This is a genomic window from Streptomyces luteogriseus, assembly GCF_014205055.1.
Taxonomy (GTDB): domain Bacteria; phylum Actinomycetota; class Actinomycetes; order Streptomycetales; family Streptomycetaceae; genus Streptomyces; species Streptomyces luteogriseus.
In genome coordinates this window covers 3,222,427-3,240,012 of sequence record NZ_JACHMS010000001.1, presented here as the reverse complement: position 1 = coordinate 3,240,012, position 17,586 = coordinate 3,222,427, and the positions used below count along the sequence as shown (strand labels likewise).

19 protein-coding genes are annotated in these 17,586 nt (G+C 70.8%); 18 read left to right on the top strand and 1 reads right to left on the bottom strand.

The features are described from left to right. Position 1: 1 nt before the first annotated feature. From BJ965_RS13870 to BJ965_RS13855, 4 genes are all read left to right on the top strand, one after another. Positions 2 to 901 (top strand): MEDS domain-containing protein, encoded by a 900-nt coding sequence (locus tag BJ965_RS13870; RefSeq protein ID WP_184908922.1) that lies wholly within the window; start codon positions 2 to 4, stop codon positions 899 to 901. An 80-nt stretch (positions 902 to 981) separates the two neighbouring features. Continuing rightward, complete coding sequence (locus BJ965_RS13865) at positions 982 to 1,464, top strand: ATP-binding protein (protein ID WP_246545894.1); 483 nt, start codon at positions 982 to 984, stop codon at positions 1,462 to 1,464. 135 nt (positions 1,465 to 1,599) lie between these two features. Then, complete coding sequence (locus BJ965_RS13860; RefSeq protein ID WP_184908921.1) at positions 1,600 to 2,916, top strand: Nramp family divalent metal transporter; 1,317 nt, start codon at positions 1,600 to 1,602, stop codon at positions 2,914 to 2,916. Positions 2,917 to 2,933: 17 nt separating this feature from the next. Next, complete coding sequence (locus BJ965_RS13855) at positions 2,934 to 3,362, top strand: hypothetical protein (protein ID WP_184908920.1); 429 nt, start codon at positions 2,934 to 2,936, stop codon at positions 3,360 to 3,362. A gap of 6 nt (positions 3,363 to 3,368) precedes the next feature. On the opposite strand, the gene BJ965_RS13850 is transcribed toward BJ965_RS13855, so the two are convergent. Next, positions 3,369 to 5,057, bottom strand: a complete 1,689-nt coding sequence (locus BJ965_RS13850) for a chitinase (protein WP_184908919.1) — start codon at positions 5,055 to 5,057, stop codon at positions 3,369 to 3,371. A 366-nt stretch (positions 5,058 to 5,423) separates the two neighbouring features. Between BJ965_RS13850 and BJ965_RS13845 the strand changes: the two genes are divergently transcribed. The 14 genes from BJ965_RS13845 (at position 5,424) to BJ965_RS13780 (ending at position 17,583) form a co-directional block, all read left to right on the top strand. Further along, complete coding sequence (locus tag BJ965_RS13845) at positions 5,424 to 6,257, top strand: hypothetical protein (protein ID WP_184917131.1); 834 nt, start codon at positions 5,424 to 5,426, stop codon at positions 6,255 to 6,257. Between the two features lie 69 nt (positions 6,258 to 6,326). After that, positions 6,327 to 7,034, top strand: coding sequence for a Flp pilus assembly protein CpaB (cpaB, locus tag BJ965_RS13840; RefSeq protein ID WP_184908918.1), 708 nt, complete (start codon positions 6,327 to 6,329; stop codon positions 7,032 to 7,034). A gap of 9 nt (positions 7,035 to 7,043) precedes the next feature. Further along, positions 7,044 to 8,297, top strand: coding sequence for an AAA family ATPase (locus BJ965_RS13835; protein WP_184908917.1), 1,254 nt, complete (start codon positions 7,044 to 7,046; stop codon positions 8,295 to 8,297). Then, positions 8,294 to 8,689 (top strand): TadE/TadG family type IV pilus assembly protein, encoded by a 396-nt coding sequence (locus BJ965_RS13830; protein WP_184908916.1) that lies wholly within the window; start codon positions 8,294 to 8,296, stop codon positions 8,687 to 8,689. Before BJ965_RS13835 ends, BJ965_RS13830 begins: the two co-directional genes overlap by 4 nt. Next, positions 8,686 to 9,045: a TadE/TadG family type IV pilus assembly protein gene (locus tag BJ965_RS13825; RefSeq protein WP_184908915.1), complete on the top strand. Its 360-nt coding sequence runs from the start codon at positions 8,686 to 8,688 to the stop codon at positions 9,043 to 9,045. The genes BJ965_RS13830 and BJ965_RS13825 overlap by 4 nt, the downstream gene beginning before the upstream one ends. Positions 9,046 to 9,061: 16 nt before the next feature. Beyond that, positions 9,062 to 10,399, top strand: a complete 1,338-nt coding sequence (locus BJ965_RS13820; protein WP_030842570.1) for a CpaF family protein — start codon at positions 9,062 to 9,064, stop codon at positions 10,397 to 10,399. Positions 10,400 to 10,409: 10 nt separating this feature from the next. Continuing rightward, on the top strand, positions 10,410 to 11,354 hold the full coding sequence (locus BJ965_RS13815) for a type II secretion system F family protein (RefSeq protein ID WP_184908914.1): 945 nt from the start codon (positions 10,410 to 10,412) through the stop codon (positions 11,352 to 11,354). Positions 11,355 to 11,366: 12 nt separating this feature from the next. Continuing rightward, a complete protein-coding gene (locus BJ965_RS13810) occupies positions 11,367 to 12,254 on the top strand; it encodes a DUF5936 domain-containing protein (protein ID WP_184908913.1) in 888 nt (295 codons plus the stop codon). Between the two features lie 878 nt (positions 12,255 to 13,132). Then, entirely contained in the window at positions 13,133 to 14,326 is a 1,194-nt protein-coding gene (locus tag BJ965_RS13805; protein ID WP_184917128.1) for a sensor histidine kinase, read from the top strand. A 26-nt stretch (positions 14,327 to 14,352) separates the two neighbouring features. Next, entirely contained in the window at positions 14,353 to 15,321 is a 969-nt protein-coding gene (locus BJ965_RS13800; protein ID WP_184908912.1) for a response regulator transcription factor, read from the top strand. A 148-nt stretch (positions 15,322 to 15,469) separates the two neighbouring features. After that, complete coding sequence (locus BJ965_RS13795; protein ID WP_030842584.1) at positions 15,470 to 15,703, top strand: hypothetical protein; 234 nt, start codon at positions 15,470 to 15,472, stop codon at positions 15,701 to 15,703. Then, on the top strand, positions 15,700 to 16,326 hold the full coding sequence (locus tag BJ965_RS13790; RefSeq protein WP_184908911.1) for a pilus assembly protein TadG-related protein: 627 nt from the start codon (positions 15,700 to 15,702) through the stop codon (positions 16,324 to 16,326). The genes BJ965_RS13795 and BJ965_RS13790 overlap by 4 nt, the downstream gene beginning before the upstream one ends. 16 nt (positions 16,327 to 16,342) lie before the next feature. Beyond that, positions 16,343 to 16,924 (top strand): hypothetical protein, encoded by a 582-nt coding sequence (locus BJ965_RS13785; RefSeq protein ID WP_184908910.1) that lies wholly within the window; start codon positions 16,343 to 16,345, stop codon positions 16,922 to 16,924. Positions 16,925 to 16,932: 8 nt separating this feature from the next. Continuing rightward, complete coding sequence (locus BJ965_RS13780; RefSeq protein WP_184908909.1) at positions 16,933 to 17,583, top strand: OmpA family protein; 651 nt, start codon at positions 16,933 to 16,935, stop codon at positions 17,581 to 17,583. Positions 17,584 to 17,586: the final 3 nt, after the last annotated feature.

Below are 17,586 nucleotides of genomic sequence, written 5' to 3'. Positions count from 1 at the left end.
CGTGACCACCGGAGAACCCAGTCCGTTCGACCACCGCATGGCCGTCTTCGACTCCGACGACGGCTTCGTGACCGCCGCCCTGCCCTTCCTCGGCGAAGGCCTCGGCGCCTCCGGCGAGCCGCCGCCGGTGGCCATCGCCGCCCCGCGCAACCTGGACCTCCTGCGCGACGCCCTCGGCTCCGACGCGAAGGACGTCACCTGTATCCCGCACACCGAGTGGTACACCGGCTCCGCCGCCAACGCCATCGCCCGGGCCGCCGCCTACCTCACCGCACACGCCGGCCCCGGCGGCCGGCTCCACCTCGTCATGGAGCCCGTGTGGAGCGGGCGCGCCGGCCGCTCGGCCCGCGAGACCACCGAGTGGATCCGCTACGAGGCCTTCGCCAACCTCCTCTTCGCGCCCATGTCCACGACCGCCCTGTGCGCGTACGACACCCGCACCGCCGGGCCCGCCGTCGTCGCCGCGGCCCGCCGCACCCACCCCGAAACGGAGGTCTACGAGGACCCGCTGCGGCTCGCCGCCGAACTCGACGCCGTCCCCCTGCCGTTGCCCCCGGCCGGTGCGCTGTCCCTCGCCGAGCCGCGCGCCACGACCGTGCAGGGCTGGGCGGTGGGGCGGGGACTGCCCGCCGCGGACGCCGAGTTGTTCGCCGCCGCCGTGACGGAGACCGCGGCGGCCCTCGCGCCCCTCGGCGGCGACCTCCTGCTGTGGGGCGAGGCACCCGCCTGCGTCGCCGAACTGCGCTCGGTGCGCCGCCTCGACGACCCGCTCGCCGGCTTCGTCCCGCCGACCGCCGGCCCGGATCCGGGCCCGGGGCTGTGGTACGCGCGTCAGGTCTGCGCGTACGTGGACATCCGCGACGACGCCGGGGGAGCGACGGTCCGTCTCCAGTACGCATAGCCCCCTACCTGCACAAGCAGGTAGGGGATCGGGTAGTCCTCCCCCTGTGCCGGACCACCCCCGGGGATCACCCTGGACCCATGCTGCAACTCTCCGGGCGGCACCTCCCGGACCCCGACGCCCGCTACGGCCCGTTCCCGCAACCACCCCTGGGAGCAGGCCATCTGAGTGTCGAGTACCCACCCCGGACCTCCGCCGTCCGCGAGGCACGCGCGGAGGTCCGCAGGCAGTTGGAGGGATGGGGGCTCGGCGAGGACGGCGAGGTCGCGGACGTGGCCGAACTGCTCGTCGGCGAACTGGCCACCAACGCCCTGGTGCACGCCGGGAGCGGCTTCCGGCTCACCCTCTTCGCCGCGCACGGCGTCCTGCGCTGCGAGGTCGCCGACGCCGAACGCCGCGTGCCGCGGGTGCTGGACGCCGGCGCGGGGGAGAGCGGCCGCGGAATGTTCCTGGTGGACGCGCTCGCCCAGCGCTGGGGCTGCCACCGGGACGGGCCGGGCAAGACCGTGTGGTTCGAGCTCGGCACCTGCGGATCGGACGGCTGCGGTCGGCGACAGCCGTGACGCTCCGCCGGGCAGGGCCTTGGCGGTGCGTCCCGCCGCCAGGGCCCGGCCGGGCAGGTGAGTCGTACGGGTATCGCGTGAAGATCCGGCCAGGCCCTCTTGTCCCGCGGGCGCCTTTGAGCTTTCTTGACCTGCATGGCGGACACCACGGGCAACACCACGGAGAACGAGGCCACCCATCCACCGCGGCTCCGGAAAGCGAGTTGGAAACACATCGGTCCGGGCATCGTCGTCGCGGCGACCGGTGTCGGCGCCGGTGACCTGGTCGCCACGCTGATCGCGGGCAGCAATTTCGGCTACACCCTCCTGTGGGCCGCGATCATCGGCTGTCTGGTGAAGATCTCCCTGGCCGAGGCCGCGGGCCGCTGGCACCTGTCCACGGGCCGCACCCTGTTCGACGGCTGGGCGAGCCTCGGCCGCTGGACGACCTGGTTCTTCGCGGTCTACGTCGTGGTGTGGGGCTTCGTCTACGGCGCGGCGGCGATGTCGTCGAGCGCGCTGCCGTTGCAGGCGCTGTTCCCGGACGTGATGGACCTCAAGTGGTGGGGCATCGCCTGCGGCCTGGTGGGTCTGGTCTTCGTCTGGTTCAACAAGTACGCGGTGTTCGAGAAGGTCATGACGGTCCTGGTGGGCGTCATGTTCGTGGTGACGGTGTACCTGGCGATCCGGGTCACGCCGAACATCGCCGACGCCTTCGCCGGACTCCTGCCGGTGCTGCCGGACGAGAAGGACTCGATCCTCAACACGCTCGGTCTGATCGGCGGTGTGGGCGGCACGATCACTCTCGCCGCGTACGGCTACTGGGTCAACGCCAAGGGCTGGACCGACACCGGCTGGATGAAGGTCATGCGGCTGGACAACCGCGTCGCCTACGCCACGACCGGCATCTTCGTCATCGCCATGCTGTTCGTCGGCGCGGAACTGCTCCACTCGGCGAACGTCGCGATCGCGAGCGGTGACAAGGGCCTGATCCAGCTGGGCGACATCCTGGAGGAGGAGTACGGCTCGGCCACCGCCAAGTTCTTCCTGATCGGCTTCTTCGCCACGTCCTTCACCTCGCTGATCGGCGTCTGGCACGGCGTGAGCCTGATGTTCGCCGACTTCGTGGCCCGCCTGACGGGCCAGGGCCAGGCCAAGGGCGAGGAAGTCGCCTCCGGGACCCGCGAACGCTCCTGGCCGTTCCGCGCCTACCTGCTCTGGCTGACCTTCCCGCCGATGATCCTGCTCTTCGAGGGCCAGCCCTTCCGCCTGATCATCATCTACGGCGTCCTCGGCGCGGCCTTCCTGCCCTTCCTCGCCGCCACCCTGATCTGGCTCCTCAACTCCTCCCGCACGCCCCGCGAGTGGCGCAACGGCCACCTGAGCAACGCCATGCTCGCCATCGCCGGCCTGCTGTTCCTGATCCTGTGCGTGAAGCAGATCTGGGACCAGCCGTGGGGGGAGTTCTTCTAGGGCGGAAGAATGGCCGGATGACCCAGCACCCGCCACCCGGCCCGGGCTTCGGCCCGCCCCCGCCGCAGTACGCACCGGCGCCGCCCGCGTACGCGCCGCAGCCTCCGTACGCCCGGGCGCCACAGCCCCCGTACGCCCAGGCGCCGCCGCCCCAGCAGGCGGCGGCGGGGCCGGACTTCCTGGCCGTCGACAAGCGCAACGCGGTCGTCGTCGACGCGTCCGGCGTGGCCTTCGAGACCTCCGGCCACACGGTCGAGTTCCGCTGGCCGGAGATCCGCGGCGTCCACTACCGGGCGAGCCCGGACGGCAAGGCGCTGATGGTCGCCGTGGTCCACATGGACGGCGGGTTCTACGAGTGCGTGGTGGAGGCCAGGCCCAGGACGCGGCTACAGGAGTGGTTCCCGCAGCTGGCCTGGGTCCTCGGCCACTACCGTCCGATGGGGTAGGGGCCGCTACGGCAGTCCGTGCACATGCGGCCCCACCGCGTTGGACCACGCGTTGCCGGCCGTCGCGTCCCAGTTGGTCGACCAGGTCATGGCGCCGCGCAGGCCGGGGTACGTCCGGGGCGGCTTGAAGGACCCGCAGCCGGTGCCCTTGGCCAGGCAGTCCAGGGCGTTGTTCACCACGGTCGGTGAGACGTAGCCGCTGCCCGCTCCCCGGGTGGAGGCCGGCAGGCCCAGGCCCACCTGGGACGGGGCGAGGCCGTTCTCCAGCTGGATGCAGGCCAGGGCCGTCAGGAAGTCGACCGAGCCCTGGCTGTAGACCTTGCCGTCGCAGCCCAGCATGGAACCGCTGTTGTAGTACTGCATGTTGACGACGGTGAGGATGTCCTTGATGTTCAGCGCCGTCTGGAAGTAGGAGTTCGATGTCGACTGCATGTCGATGGTCTGCGGCGCCATCGTGATGATCAGCGACGAGCCCGCCTTCGCCGAGAGCGACCGCAGGGCCTGCGTCATGTAGGTGGCGTTGAGACCGTTCTCCAGGTCGATGTCGACGCCGTCGAAGCCGTAGGTCTGCATCACGGAGTACACGCTGTTCGCGAAGTTCGCCGCCGAGGCCGCGTCGTTCACCGCCACCGTGCCGCGCTCGCCGCCGACCGAGACGATGACCTTCTTCCCGGCCGCCTGCTTGGCCCGGATGTCGGCCTTGAACTGGTCGACGGTGTAGCCGCCGAGACCGGCCGAGTCGAGGTTGAAGGTGACCGCGCCCGGCGTCGAGGTCGCGTCCGCGAAGGCGACGGCGATGATGTCGTACTGCGCCTGGACGTCGGCGAGCCTCTGGACCGTCGCGCCGTTGTCGAAGTTCTGCCAGTAGCCGGTCACCGCGTGCCTGGGCAGCGCCGGGCCGGGGCCGTTCGGCTTGTTCGTGGTGCCCGTCACCGCCGCCGACTTCGGTGACTCACCGGCCCCGTTCGTCGCCGTGACCCGGAAGGAGTACGACGTCGAGGCCGCGAGCCCGGTCACCGTCGCCGAGGTGCCGGAGACCGCGGTCACCTTGGTGCCGTCGCGGTAGACGGTGTAACCCGTCGCCCCGGAGACGGCGTTCCAGGCCAGCGACACCGACGAGGACGTCGTGCCGGAGACGTTCAGGCCGCCCGGCGCGGACGGGATCGTCGGGCCCGGGTCCGTGCCCCCGCCGCCGTCGGGCCCGAAGACCGACACGTCGTCCGCGTAGTACGCCGCCTGCCCGTACCAGCCGTGCGTGTACACCGTCACCGAGGTCGTCGAGGAGCCCGTGGTGAAGGTGGTCGACAGCTGCTTCCAGGACGAGGAGTCGGGCGTCCAGGTGGACACGTCCGTGGTGCCCGTGCCGGTCACGCCGAGGTAGGCGTATCCGCCCCGCACCCAGGCGCCCAGCGTGTACGTCGAGTCGGGCTTCACCCGTACCGTCTGGGCGCACCGGGCGTTGTCCTGCCCCGCCGGGGTCGCCTGGAGCGCGGCCGAGCCGGTGTGCACCGGGGAGGAGACCGTCGTACCGCTGCCGGCCGAGCAGGTCCAGTCGCTCAGGCCCGCCTCGAAGCCGGCGTTCCTGGCGTTGTTGACGTCGGCGGCGCTGGCCTGGCCGACGGTCGTGACAGTGAGGGCCAGGGCAGCCGTGACGGCACCCGACCAGAAACGCAGGGATCGTCTGTGTGGGGACATGACAAGAAAATGGTCCAGACCAAAGCGGCTGTCAAGAGGTCCAGACCAACCTGTCGAGCGGCAGTCCCGCCGTGCGTTCCTCCGTGCATCCCGTCGACGGCGCCATGGCCGGCCCGGGACCGCCCGGAACCGTCGAGCCGACCGGCAAGATGCTCAACCTGCCCCGTTTTGACGCATCTTGTGCAACGACAGTTGCTCCTCAGCTACACAAACGCTGTTCTCCGGTCACAGAGCCGTGGATACAGTGCTGAGGTAGTCACGCAGTGAAGTCGACACGGTGCGCCGGAGTGACACCCGGCGTTCCGACGGGCATGGGGAAACGGGGAGCTGCGCGTGCCAACTGCCATTGCCGTGACCAGTGCCGACATGGCGCTGCCGCCACAGGACGAACGCACCCTGCCCGCCGTCGTGCTGCGGGACGTCGAACGACGCCCACTGGAGCAGGCGCTGGCCGAGATGCAGGCCCTGGTCGAGCACCACGGGCATGTGATCGTGGTCTGCTCACAGGCCGCGCCCACCGCGGTGCGACGACGGCTGCACACCCTGCGCTCCCTCATGGAGAGCGACCGCATCGCCCTGTTCCGGCCGGATCTGCCGCCCCTCGGACTGGCCGTCCTGGCCCGGCAGTTACGGCAGCTCGCCTCCTGCGACATCAGCCCCGGCGTGCTCGCCTCCGCCGGCCGGCTGCTCGTCCACTACATCCACGCCGGCGCGCTGCTCGGCTCCGTCGCCCGCCTCGACCGCGTCCCCGTCGGTCTGAAGTCGCACGCCAAGTCCTGGGTGCCCGGGAGCCAGTTCGGCGTCCTCGCCCACCCCGAGCCGCAGCTCGTCAAGATCACACCCGAAGCAGACCTCCCCGGCCCCGAGTTCGGCACCTGGATGCTGGTCGCCAAGGGGCAGCTCCAGTCCGACTGGGTCACGGGCACCCTCGCCCCCTCCTGGAAGGTGCAGGGGCTGCGCGAGACCCCGCTCCCGGCCGAGTCGCCCGGCTGGTGGGGCACCGGCAAGCTCATCGAGTTCTGCAGCTACCTGCCCGACCTGTCCGTGCTCTACCAGCTGGTCACCTCCGTCCGGCGCAGCCAGTGCCACTGGTGCGGCATCGACGTCATCGGCGACCGCTGCGTGTTCTGTTCGGCCACGCCACCCGTCCACGACAGCCCGCCCCGCAAGCAGCTCGAGAACCGAACGGCCGTCGGCTGAGGCTGACCCCGCTCGTCAGCACTGTTCCGATCCCGCTCGACCGATATCCCCAACGAGGTTGTACGGTTCATGAACTCCCGTCAGCGCCGCGGCGTGATCCTTCTGCTCCTGTCGATCGTCTGCGCCCTCGGCGCCTTCGCCGGCGTGCTCTCCGTGATCAGCGACGTGAAGTCGAAGGTCGGCCCCGAGGTCACCGCCTACCGGCTGAAATCCGACGTGCCGCCCTACACCACCCTCAGCACGGGCCAGTTCGAGAAGATCGAGATGCCCGAACGGTGGCTGTCCGACAACGCGGTCACCGATCTGCGGGAGATACAGGGCAAGATCGCCGTGACCACGCTGGAAGCGGGCTCGCTGCTCCAGTCCGACATGATCGTCCGTCGGCCGGCCCTCCAGCCCGGCCAGCAGGAGGTCGCCATCATGATCGACGCGGCGACCGGCGTGGCCGGCAAGATCACGCCCGGCGCCTCGGTCAACGTCTACGCCACCTTCGAGGGCGCACGCGAGGGCGACCCCGACCAGTCGAAGATCATCGTCACCAACGCCAAGGTCCTCGACGTCGGCGACCTCACCCCCCTCGAGCCCGACGAGTCCAACCGCACCCGGCAGCCCACCGAAGCCGTCCCGATCACGTTCGCACTCTCCGCCCTCGACGCGCAGCGCATCACCTACGCCGAGTCGTTCGCCAAGCGGGTCCGGCTCGCCCTCGTCGCGCCCGGCAGCGACACCACCGTCCCCGAGCGGGACCGGACGTACGAACTCGCGAAGGACAAGTGAGAGGCTGCCATGCCCACGAGGATCCTCCCGGCGGTCGGTGACACGGACGCGGTCCGGTCGATCACGACACTGCTCAGTCAGCTCCCGGACGCCGAGCCCGTCGCCCCGGTGGTCGACTCCACCCAGCTCATCGACACCCTCGCGCGCCTCGCCGCCGAGTCCGTCGACGAACTGCCCGAGGTCGTGGTGGTGCACGAGCGGATCGGCCCCGTCCCGGCGCTGGAGCTGATCCGCGAAGTGGCCCTGCGCTTCCCGGCCGTCGGCGTCATCCTCGTCACCTCCGACGCGAGCCCCGGCCTCTTCCAGGCCGCCATGGACTACGGTGCCCGCGGCCTGGTCGCCCTCCCGCTCAGCTACGAGGAACTCGCCAGCCGCGTCCAGGCCGTCGCCCAGTGGTCCGTCGGCGTACGGCGCCACCTGGGCGCGGGCGGTGACGTGTTCACCGGCGTCGGCGGCACCGTCGTCACGGTCAGCGGCGCCAAGGGCGGCGCCGGGACCACCCTGACCGCCATCCAGCTGGCCCTGGCCGCCCAGGCCTCCGGCCGCAGCACCGCCCTGGTCGACATGGACCTCCAGACCGGCGACGTCGCCTCCTACCTGGACGTCCAGTTCCGCCGCTCCGTCGTCGACCTGGCCGCCATCACCGACATCTCCCCACGCGTCCTGGCCGACGCGGTCTTCCGGCACGACACCGGCCTCGCCCTGCTGCTCGCCCCCGCCGAAGGGGAACGCGGCGAGGACGTCACCGACCGCGCCGCCCGCCAGATCGTCAGCGCCCTGCGCTCCCGCTACGAGGTCGTCGTCATCGACTGCGGCGCCCAGCTCGGCGGGGCAGGGGCGGCGGCCGTGGAGATGGCCGACCGGGCCCTGCTGATCACCACCCCGGACGTGGTCGCCGTACGGGGCGCCAAACGGGCCGTGCGGATGTGGGACCGGCTCCAGATCCGCAAGGCCGAGGAGACGACCATCGTCGTCAACCGGCACTCGCGCGGTACGGAGATCCAGCCGCCCCTCATCCAGAAGATCACCGGCACGGCCGTCGCCGCCACCGTCGTCCCCGCCAACTTCAAGGAATTGCAGAGCGTCGTGGACGCGGGCCGTATCCACGAACTGGAGAACAAGAGCTCGGTGAAGCAGGCCCTGTGGGGCCTGGCGGGCGAACTGGGCCTGGTCAAGGCCCCCGACGGTGCGCAGAAGGCGGGCCGGGGGCTGCGGGGCGGGGACCGGGGGTCGGTGAGCTTTCGGCGGAGGAGGGAGGGATGAGGGTGCTCTTAAGGAAGCGGTGGGAGCGGGACAAGGGTCAGGTGACCATCGAGTTCCTCGGGATGACGCCGACGATCATCGTGACGCTGATCGCGCTGTGGCAGGTCGTCCTCATCGGCTACACCTACATCCTCGCGGGCAACGCCGCGGACGAGGCGGTACGGCAGGCCACGGCGGCCGAGCCGGGAGCCAGGCAGGGCGTGTGCGAGGCGGCCGGGCTCAAGCACCTGTCGGACGCGTGGCGCTCCGGGGCCGAGGTGACCTGCCAGGGCTCCGGCTACGTGACGGCCGACGCGCGCCTTCAGGTCCCGGTCCTCTTCCCCGGCGCGCTGACCTTCGGGTTCACGGTCCACGGCCACGCCGGGGCGGTCGAGGAGGCGAAACCGAGATGAACGGTGTCCGCAACGGCCGCGACCGCGGCCAGGTCGCCATCGAGTACATCGGCTTCCTGCCGATCCTCCTGATCGTCGCCCTGGGGGCCGTGCAGCTGGGCCTGATCGCCTACACGGCCCAACAGGCCGGCACGGCGGCCAGGACGGGGGCGCGCAGTGCGTCGCTGGAGGGGCCGTACGAAGCGGACTGCCGTGCGGCGGTGAGCAGTTGGCTGGCCGACGAGACCAGCTGCCCGGCCTCCTACGGCGGGGACGAGGTCACGGTCACCGCCGAGATCACCATCCCGTCGGTCTTCCCGGGCAAGGACAACTTCGGCACGGCCCGCAAGACCGCGACGATGCCGCGCGACCACTGAACGGAGCACCGGACTCATGAGCCTGCGAGCACGGATCAACACCCCCGAGGAGAACGGCAACCGGGGCGAGGACGGCCACATGGTCGCCTCCTACCGGGCCAAGCTCCTGGAGGAGATCGACCTCGCGGAGATGAGTTCGCTGGCCGCCGCCGAGCGCCGGGCACGGCTGGAGCGGGTGCTCGGACACATCATCAGCCGCGAGGGCCCGGTCCTTTCGACGGTGGAGCGTGCGCAGCTGATCCGCAGGGTGGTCGACGAGGCGCTGGGCCTCGGCATCCTGGAGCCGCTGCTGGAGGACGCGTCCATCACCGAGATCATGGTCAACGGCCCGGACGCGATCTTCGTGGAACGTGGGGGAAGAGTCGAGCAACTGCCGTTGCGGTTCGCCTCCAACGACCAGCTCATGCAGACGATCGAGCGGATCGTCTCGACGGTCAACCGCCGCGTCGACGAGTCGAACCCGATGGTCGACGCCCGCCTCCCCTCCGGCGAGCGCGTCAACGTCATCATCCCGCCGCTCTCCCTGACGGGCGCCATCCTCACCATCCGCCGCTTCCCGCGCTCCTTCACCCTCCAGGAGCTGATCGGACTCGGCTCGCTGGACGAGCACATGCTGTACCTGCTGGCGGGCCTGGTGCAGGCGAAGTTCAACGTCATCGTCTCGGGCGCGACGGGCACCGGGAAGACGACCCTGCTCAACGCCCTCTCCGGGCTGATCCCCGACGGCGAACGCATCATCACCATCGAGGACTCCGCCGAACTCCAGCTCCAGCAGGCCCACGTCATCCGCCTGGAGTCGCGCCCGGCGAACGTCGAGGGCAAGGGCCAGATCAGCATCCGCGACCTCGTCCGCAACTCCCTGCGCATGCGCCCCGACCGGATCGTCGTAGGTGAGGTCCGCGGCGGCGAGTCCCTCGACATGCTCCAGGCGATGTCCACGGGCCACGACGGCTCGCTGGCCACGGTCCACGCCAACAGCGCCGAGGACGCGCTGATGCGGCTGCAGACCCTGGCCTCCATGTCGGACGTGGAGATCCCCTTCGTGGCGCTGCACGACCAGATCAACAGCGCGGTCGACGTCATCGTGCAGCTGACCCGGTTCGCGGACGGCGCCCGCCGCATCACCGAGATCGCGCTGATGGACAGCCACGGCAGCGACCCGTACCGGCTGGTCACGGTCGCCCGCTTCAACGCACAGCCGATGAGCCCCGACGGCCGTATCCACGGCTCCTTCGAGTACTACCCCCTCCCACGCCGCACCGCCGACCGCCTCTACATGGCGAACCAGCCCCTCCCGCAGGCGTTCGGCATCGCCCGGTCCGCGGACCAGCTAGCCACCCGAGAAGCCAGGTAGGACCCGACCGATGGAACTGCAATCGCTCATCACGCTCACCACCGGCATCACGCTGCTGACCTGCGTCCTGGTGGTCGTCGGCCTGCACTCCTACGCCATGGGCAAGGCGCAGCGGCAGGACCTGGTCGACCGCCTGTCCGCCACCGGCCAGGTCCCGGCGGGCGGCCGGCGCCGCAACTTCCGCGGGATCGACCGCCGTCTGCGGCGCACCAAACTCGGCAAGAAGCTGGAGCTGCGCCTGGCGGCGACCGGCCTGGACATCACCCCGGGTGAGTTCTTCGTCTCCATGCTCGCCACGGTCGCGAGCCTGTGGCTGATCGGCCAGGCGGCGCTGGCCCCGTTCTTCGGCCCGCTGGCCGGCCTGCTCGGCATCGGCGTGGCGGTCCAGTTCCTCAACTGGCAACGCCAGAAACGCATCGAGAAGTTCATCAACCAGCTCCCGGAGATGGCCCGGATCCTGGCCAACGCGACCCAGGCGGGACTCGCCCTGCGTACGGCGATCGGGATGGCGGCGGAGGAGATGGAAGCCCCGGCGGGCGAGGAACTGGGCAAGGTGTCCAACCAGTTGGCCATCGGCGCCTCGATGGACGACGCGCTGGGCGAACTGGCCGACCGCCTCCCCTCCCGCGAACTGGTCGTCCTGGTCACCACGCTGGTGCTGTCGAACCGGGCGGGTGGGCAGGTCGTGAGCGCCTTGCGGAACCTGACGGAGACGCTGGAGGAACGCAAGGAGACCCGGCGCGAGGTCCGCACCCAGCTCTCCCAGGTCACCATGACGTCATACGCCGTCCCGGTCCTGGGCGTCGGCTCCCTGTTCCTGATGAACGGGGTGAAGGACGGCGCCCTGGACCGCATGACCGGCTCCCCCTTCGGCCAGGCGGCGGTCATCATCGCCTTCTCGCTCTACGCCGTCGGCTTCGTCCTCATCCGCCGCCTGTCCCGCATCGACGTCTGAGAGGAGGCAACCATGGGACTGCTTCTCGCCCTGCTGATGGGCCTCGGTGTCTGGGGCGTCTTCGCCGGCGTCCGCATGTACCGGGCGGAGGCCAAACTGCCCGGTGACCTCGCACTGGCCCTGGAGGTGGGTTCCACCCGCACCGGCGCGGTCGACTCGCTCATCGACCGCATGGGCATGCGCTACGCGCCCGCCGTCCTGCGCCTGATGGGCCCGAAACTGGTGGCGAAGTACCGCCGCAAGATCGACCTCGCGGGCAACCCCGGCGGCCTGACGATCGACAGGTACGCCGCGCGCCGGGCGGTCTACGGCTTCCTCGGAGCCGTGGGCTTCCTCGTCTTCCTCATGCGGGGCCAGCTGCTGGTCGCCCTGCTCCTGCTGGCCTTCGGCGCGTTCTGGACGGAGGTCGGCATCTGGTCGGCGATCCGCATCCGCAAGGACGTCATCGAACGGACCCTCCCGGACTTCCTGGACGTCCTCGCGGTCGTGGTGAGCGCGGGCCTCGGCTTCCGACAGGCGCTGGACCGGGTCTCGTCCCGGTACGAGGGCCCCTGGGCGGACGAACTGCGCATCACCCTGCGTCAGATGGACCTCGGCATGAGCCGCCGCCAGGCCTTCGCGGAACTGCGCCGCCGCAACGACTCCGAGCAGGTGGCGATGTTCGTGACGGCACTGCAGCAGGGCGAGGAACTGGGCGCGCCGATCGTCGACACGCTGGTGTCCCTCGCGAAGGACATGCGCCGCACGGACGCACAGAACGCCCGCCGCAAGGCGGCCCGGGCCGTCCCCAAGGCCACTGTGATGATCACGACCTTCATGGTCCCGGCCACGATGCTCCTGCTCGGCGCGGGCCTGATCCTCGGCTCGGGCACGGACTTCGGCTCGGTGACGGGGAAGTAGGGGAGGGCGAGGGTATGTCGATGACAGGGGAGCGGACGGGTCTGCTGGGACGACGCCGCCGCCGGGCCGAGCAGAACCCGGAGATCACGACGCCCCCGGCGGGGACGGTGCTGCCCCCGCATGTCCGCACGGGCGCGCCGGACGTACCGGTGACGTCCGTGACGCCCGCGCTGCCGCCGGGGTGGGAGGCGGCGGCTGGAGGACCGACGCCGCAGATGAAGGGGGGAGGGCACCGCCAGGCGGAGGCGGGCCGGGGCTCTGCGGCGGATGCCCTTGCGCGGGAACCGCTGCCGACGTCCGACGGTCCACGGGCGCACGCGAACGGTCGCTCCGCCTCCGATGACGCCGGGCGCCCAGGGAAGCCGGACGCGGTCGGTGACGCCGCGCCGCCGCGGGAGCCGGGCGCGGTTGGTGACGCCGCGCCGCCGCGGGAGCCGGGCGCGGTTGGTGACGCCGCGCCGCCGCGGGAGCCGGGCGCGGTTGGTGACGCCGCGCCGCCGCAGGAGTCGCCCGCGATCGATGGGGCCGCGCCCTCGCAGGAGGCGTCTGCGCTTGATGGGGTTGCGCTCCCGCAGGAGTCGCCCTCGCTCGGTGTCGCCGCCCACTCAGGGAAGCGGCCTGCGCTGGATGGCGCCGGGCCTTCGCAGGAGGCGTCTGCGCTTGATGGGGTTGCGTGCCGAGGGGGGTCGGCCGCGATCGATGGGGCCGGGCGCCTGGGGAAGCGGCCTGCGCTGGATGGCGCCGCGCCCCCGCAGGAGCCGCCCGCGCCCGACGACGAAGCCCGCACGAGCGGTCCGGTGGAAACCCCGGCCCCCGCCGCAGGGCCGGCCGTCGCCGCCAGCCCCACGATCGACATCCAGGTCAACGCCCTGCAAGCCATGTGCCGCCAGGTCTTCGGCTTCAGGCTGGCCATGATCGCCCTGGCCACTCCCACCGCACTCGTCAACGCGAACGACGGCCTGCCCACCCGCCTCGTCGGCGCGGCCGTGGTCGTCACGTTCATGACCTCCTACGTCCTCTTCAGGGACTGGGAACGCTTCGGCCCCCTCCTCCTGCGCCACCCCTCCCTCCTCGCCCTCGACACCCTCTTCGGCGCCCTGCTCCTGATCGCCGCCGGCCCCGGCAGCACTCTCGCCTACGTCAGTGTCTGCACCCCCCTTCTGGCAGGCCTCGTCTACGGCTGGCGAGGCGCGGCGGTCTTCGCCTCCCTCCAGGCCCTCCTGCTGCTCCTCATCCACGCGGCACAGGAGAACCCGGCCCCCGGCATCACCGAGTCCGCCCTCCTGCCCGGACTCTGCGTCATCGCCGGCGCCGTCGGCTCCAGCCTGCGCAACCTCATGCTGCGCTTCGGCGCGGCCACCCAGGCCCTCACCACCGTCCAGGCCCGTCTCGCCGTGACGGAAGCGGTCAGCGCCGAGCGCGCCCGGCTCGCCCGCGAGATGCACGACTCCGTCGCCAAGACCCTGCACGGCGTGGCCCTGGCCGCAGACGGCCTCACCACCTCGACGAACGCCGACCGCATGGACCCGGCCCTGGTGAGACACCAGGCAGCGCTGGTCGCCCGTTCGGCCCGCCGGGCCGCCGCCGAATCCCGCGAGCTCCTGGCCGACCTGCGCCGCGAAGCGGACCCGGACCAGGCCACCGACGTCCTGGTCGAACTGGCCGCCCGCACCCGCGACTTCAGCGCCCGCTCCGGCCTCCCGGCGGTCTACCGCCCCACCGGCGCCCACGCCGTGCCCCCCGTCCCCCCGGCCGTGGCCCGCCAGCTCCTCACCATCGCCTCGGAAGCCATGGAGAACGCCCACCGCCACGCCCGCCCCACCCGCGTCGACGTCAGCGCGGGCGTCCACGGTGACCTGCTCCGCATCAGCGTCTACGACGACGGCCGCGGCCTCCCACCCGGCACCACCCTCGAACAACTGCGCCGCGCGGGCCACTTCGGCCTGGTCGGCATGGTCGAACGCGCCGCCTCGGTCGGCGCCCGCATCCGCATAGGCCGCGGCGGCCACCCCCAGGGCACGGAGGTCCGCCTGGAACTCCCCCTGGCCGCCCTGACCACCCCCACCGCATGACCCCACGACCCGAGAGGAGGCCCCTGATGCCGGACCAGACGCCCCACCCCACCGGCGCCCCGCAGCCGCCACCGCACCACCCGTTCGCCGAACTCCCGCTGCCGCATCCGGCACCACCGGCCCACCACCTCCGGGTCGTGGTGGCGGACGACAACCCCGTCGTGCGCGCCGGCCTCACCGCGCTGCTCTCCGGCCGCCCGGACATCGAGGTGGTGGCGGAGGCCGCCGACGGCCGCCAGGCCTACGAGGCCGCCCACCAGCACCGCCCGGACGTCGTCCTCCTCGACGTCCGCATGCCCGGTGTGGACGGCATCTCGGCCCTCCCGTACCTGGTCCGGATCGCGCCGGTCGTGATGCTGACCTACAGCAGGGAGTCGGAGATCGTCCAGGAGGCCCTGCGCCGGGGGGCGGGCGGCTACCTGGTCCACGGCGAGTTCACGGCGGACCAGCTGGTCGACGCCGTACGGGACATCAAGGAGGGCCGGGCCCACTTCACCCCGACGGCGGCGGGCGCCCTCCTGGCCCGACTCCGCCAGGACCGGGCCCCGGCCTCGCCGCTTCCGGACGGTCTGGGCCAGTCATCGAGTGCGACTGCATACGGAATTTCCGCCTCCGGGAAGTCGTATAGTCCGCCTCAACAGCCAGCTCCACCAGCTCATTTCCCCATGCAGCAGCCCTCTCGCCCGGTTACTTATCCGGAAAACCTTTCGCAGATGCAACCGCATGTGGGACAGTCTTCGTCTGAGTGGACGAGTGGCCCTCCGGCCGCTCCCGACAGGTCGCGGTTCCAACTGAGCACGAGGGAGGCGGAGATCATGGACCTCATCGCGTCCGGCATGAACAATCAGCAGATCGCCGCCACGTGCTTCATCAGCGAGAAAACCGTCAAGAACCACATCAACCGCATCTTCGCCAAACTCCACAGCACCAGCCGCTCCGAGGCCGCCGCGAAGTGGATCGGCACGGCGCCGGACGCACATCGGGGACGGGGGTGACCTCCGGTGACGCGAGGGGGGAACAACCGACGGCGGGGCCCGGCCCATTGGGTCCGGAATTGGGCCCAGGGGCCCTCTGGCGGACAGGGCGCTGCGCCGTACGTTCCTCGTGTCGAAAGCGACACAGCCGAAACCGGAGGGGAACACCATGAGCGACCTGATGCTGAAGACCGCCGTCGCGACCAAGGTCCGCGTGAACGGCTGGAAGAACACGACGGCCGAGGCGATGCGCCGCCGCGCGGGCGACAGGGGGCAGACGGCGGTCGAGTACCTGGGCATCATCGCGGTGGTGGTGGCTATTGTGCTGGCGATTACGGGTACGAGCCTCGGCCAGACGATCCTCGGGAAGATCCAGGCTCAGATCGCAAAGGTCGCTCCTTGACGCGACCTCGCCGGTACGGCGACGCAGGGCAGGCTTTCCCCATCTACATCACTGTGGTGGGGAGCCTGCTCTTTCTCGCGTTCGCCTACTTCGCGGTCGGCCAGGCCGCGGCGAACAGGAACGGTGCCCAGACAGCCGCCGACGCGGCGGCTCTCGCGGCGGCGCAGGACAGGCGGGACCAACTCGCCGGCGCGTGGGTGAAGGACGTACTCGACCCGGGCAAGTGGCAAGCGATCTTCCACGGGAACGCAGAAGGGCTGGGTCCCTCGTGCTGGCGTGCACATCAGCTGGCCGCACAGAACGATGCACAGGTGACCGGCCGAGGTTGTGTTCCGGATGGCCCTCTGAGCTTCACGGTCGAGGTGCAGACCAACAAGCCCATGGGGGACTCGATCGTCCCCGGCGAAGCGAACCGAAAGGCGCACGCTTCCGCCACTGCGGTGATCGAGGCCCGCTGCGAAATCGCTCCCCCAGCCGGGAACGCGGGCCCCGACGTCCTGCCGAAGCTCTTGTGCGAGGGCGAGGAGCCCTGGGAGCTGGACCCGGACGACCTCGATGTCCTGCCGGAGCCCGAAGACCTCTTCGACGTCCACCTGGCCGACCCAGTAGCGAACGACGAGTGATGAAGGAAGCAGAGAGATGAGCATTCGGTTCACTGCGAAGGCCCGCAGGGGAATGGTCGCGTTGACCGTTGCGGCCGGGTTGGCCCTCGGTGTGGCCGGCTGTGGCGGTGGTGGCGACGGCGATGACAAGTCGAGCCCGTCCGCGTCCGCATCCAAGGACCGTGGATCCAAACCGAGTGCTCAGGAAGGGCAGGCGGAGACACCGCTGGCGGAACTGAAGGGCACGGGCGGACTGCTCCTTCAGATCACGTCTGCCGCGAGGGATTCGGGCGGCTTCCTCACCGTGAACGGAGTCGTGAAGAACGACGGAGACAAGTCCGCGGTGGTCCCTCCTCAGACGAGCGGTGACGAGACGGAGGTCATCGCGCACGGTCCCTCGCTCGGTGGCGCCACCCTCGTGGATGCCAAGGGGAAGAAGCGTTACTACACGCTCCGGGACACGGAAGGGCGCCCACTGACGACAACCGGCCTCGGCAACCTCGAGGCGGGGCAGACCCTCCCGGTCTTCATGCAGTTCCCCGCACCTCCGACGAGCACGACAGAGGTCGACTTGCAGGTCCCGACATTCTCCAGCGGCACCATCAAGATCTCCGGGTGAGGCCGGCCATGAAGACCCGCACGCGCACCCGCCCGGCGACTCCCCGCCTCGCCCTCGTCCTCACCGCCGCCGGCCTCATGGTCGCCACGAACATCTACGGCGCCGTCTCGGCCCACGCCGACGAGACCCCCGGCGTACCCCCCGGCACCGAGGCCTCCGCCTCCGCCCCCGTGGAGGTCGACCCCAACGACCCCGACCTCAAACTCCCCGAAGGCGCCACCCTCGCCGACCCCAAGGTCCTCGACATCAAACAGGTCGTCGAAGACCAAAGCGGCGACGAACGCCGTGAAGACACCAACGCCGACGTCAAGTTCGCCCTCCAGGCCGAGGTCCTCTTCGGCAAGGACAGCGCGAAACTCAGCGGCGAGGCGAAGGCCCGGATCTCCGCGATCGCCGAGGAGATCAAGACGCAGAACGCGACGAAGATCCGCGTCTTCGGCTTCACCGACAACCTCGGCTCCTCCGCCCACGGCGACGTCCTGTCCAGGAAGCGGGCCGACGCCGTACAGAACGTCCTCGACCAGGAGCTCACCGACTCCAACGTCACCTACGAGGTCCGCGGCTACGGCGAGCAGTACCCCATCGCAGACAACTCCTCGGAAACCGGCCGCAAGAAGAACCGCCGCGTCGAGGTCTCCTTCCCCCGCTCGGCGACCTGACAG